General features: G+C 48.6%; 1 rRNA gene. It reads right to left on the bottom strand.

The window, feature by feature from the left end:
* Positions 1–182: 182 nt before the first annotated feature.
* Positions 183–2,847: ribosomal RNA gene (locus IEW45_RS14690) — 23S ribosomal RNA — on the bottom strand; the annotation flags it as partial.

The following is a 2,847-nucleotide window of genomic DNA, read 5'->3' as shown; positions in this document are numbered from 1 at the left end:
GCAAAAGTAATTAGCCTATAGGCATTACTTTTTGCTCGGGTAATTAGTTAATCAATACTATTGGCTATTGCCTTATACCTAATCAACTAATGACTAATATTGTAACATACTGCGATAGATAATAGAGTATAATTTTGTTAGAAAGACTCTCCTGCGCACCCTGGAGCGCGCAGAAGCGAATTGTACATAAGCTTACAGGTTATTAGTACTACTCGACTTTGACATTACTGCCTTTACATCTGTAGCCTATCAACGTGGTCATCTTCCACGACCTTTAAAAGAAATCTCATCTTGTGGTGGGTTTCGCGCTTATATGCTTTCAGCGCTTATCCCTTCCAAACGTAGCTACTCTGCAGTGCTCCTGGCGGAACAACAGATACACCAGCGGTTTGTCCGACTCGGTCCTCTCGTACTAGAATCAGATCCACTCAAATTTCTAACGCCCGCAGTAGATAGAGACCGAACTGTCTCACGACGTTCTGAACCCAGCTCGCGTGCCACTTTAATGGGCGAACAGCCCAACCCTTGGGACCTTCTCCAGCCCCAGGATGTGACGAGCCGACATCGAGGTGCCAAACCCCCCCGTCGATGTGAGCTCTTGGGGGAGATCAGCCTGTTATCCCCGGCGTACCTTTTATCCTTTGAGCGATGGCCCTTCCATACGGAACCACCGGATCACTATGCTCTACTTTCGTACCTGATCGACCTGTATGTCTCTCAGTCAAGCTCCCTTATGCCATTGCACTCTACGCACGGTTACCAAGCGTGCTGAGGGAACCTTTAGAAGCCTCCGTTACTCTTTTGGAGGCGACCACCCCAGTCAAACTACCCACCAAGCAATGTCCCTCGCAAGAGGTTAGGCTTCAGATAAGCAAAGGGTGGTATTTCAACAATGACTAACCTACGCCTGGCGACGCAGGATCGAAGTCTCCCACCTATCCTACACATCACTTATCCAAAGTCAATACTAAGCTATAGTAAAGGTGCACAGGGTCTTTTCGTCCCACTGCGGGTAATCGGCATCTTCACCGATACTACAATTTCACCGAGCTCATGGCTGAGACAGTGTCCAGATCGTTACACCATTCGTGCAGGTCGGAACTTACCCGACAAGGAATTTCGCTACCTTAGGACCGTTATAGTTACGGCCGCCGTTTACCGGGGCTTCAATTCAATGCTTCTCCGAAGATAACATCTCCTCTTAACCTTCCGGCACCGGGCAGGTGTCAGGCCCTATACGTCATCTTTCGATTTTGCAGAGCCCTGTGTTTTTGATAAACAGTCGCCTGGACCTTTTCACTGCGGCCCGCATTGCTGCGGGCGACCTTTCTCCCGAAGTTACAGGTCTATTTTGCCTAATTCCTTAGCCATGAATCTCTCGAGCGCCTTAGAATACTCATCCCAACCACCTGTGTCGGTTTACGGTACGGGCTGCTTTACTCGCTTTTCTTGGAAGTCGCTTCTCTGGATTATCACCGCAACCGTAGTCTTAGTGTACTATCGGGGTGTTACCACTCCCTTCAACGTGCAATTCCGTCTGCACGCACCAAATATACGCCTCCGTCACTTTTGTTGTAAGCAGGTACAGGAATATTAACCTGTTGTCCATCCACTACCCCGTTCGGGTTCGCGTTAGGCCCCGACTAACCCTCAGCTGATTAGCATAGCTGAGGAATCCTTGGTTTTTCGGCGTGCGGGTTTCTCGCCCGCATTATCGTTACTTATGCCTACATTTTCTTTTCTATAAGCTCCAGCAATACTCACATATCACCTTCGGCGCCGATAGAATGCTCCCCTACCACTTTTAAAGTCCATAGCTTCGGTAGTATGCTTATGCCCGATTATTATCCATGCTCGTCCGCTCGACTAGTGAGCTGTTACGCACTCTTTAAATGAATGGCTGCTTCCAAGCCAACATCCTAGCTGTCTGGGCAGACAAACCTCGTTTTTTCAACTTAGCATACATTTGGGGACCTTAGCTGATGGTCTGGGTTCTTTCCCTCTCGGACATGGACCTTAGCACCCATGCCCTCACTGCTGATCAATATTATATAGCATTCGGAGTTTGTCAGGAATTGGTAGGCGGTGAAGCCCCCGCATCCAATCAGTAGCTCTACCTCTATATAACTAATATCAACGCTGCACCTAAATGCATTTCGGGGAGTACGAGCTATTTCCGAGTTTGATTGGCCTTTCACCCCTACCCACAGGTCATCCCAAGACTTTTCAACGTCAACGGGTTCGGTCCTCCACTGTGTGTTACCACAGCTTCAACCTGCCCATGGGTAGATCACACGGTTTCGCGTCTACCATTACTGACTATGGCGCCCTATTCAGACTCGCTTTCGCTACGGATCCGCACCTTAAGTGCTTAGCCTTGCCAGCAACGGTAACTCGTAGGCTCATTATGCAAAAGGCACGCCGTCACCCAATAAATGGGCTCCGACCGCTTGTAGGCGTATGGTTTCAGGTTCTTTTTCACTCCGTTATTCACGGTTCTTTTCACCTTTCCCTCACGGTACTGGTTCGCTATCGGTCTCTCAGGAGTATTTAGCCTTACCGGATGGTCCCGGCAGATTCAGACAGGGTTTCACGTGCCCCGCCCTACTCAGGATTCTGCTATTTATTATATTCTTTACCTGTACAGGGCTATCACCTTGTCTCGCTTATCTTTCCAGATAATTCCAGTTCTGTTTACATAAAATATCGCAGTCCTACAACCCCAATTATGCCGTAACATAATTGGTTTGGGCTGTTCCGCGTTCGCTCGCCACTACTAACGGAATCACTTTTGTTTTCTCTTCCTCCGCCTACTTAGATGTTTCAGTTCAGCGGGTTCGCTTCCTT

Source organism: Flavobacterium suaedae (genome assembly GCF_014642915.1).
GTDB lineage: Bacteria > Bacteroidota > Bacteroidia > Flavobacteriales > Flavobacteriaceae > Flavobacterium > Flavobacterium suaedae.
The sequence above is the reverse complement of the archived record's forward strand: the minus strand, read 5'-3'. Positions and strand labels throughout refer to the sequence as shown.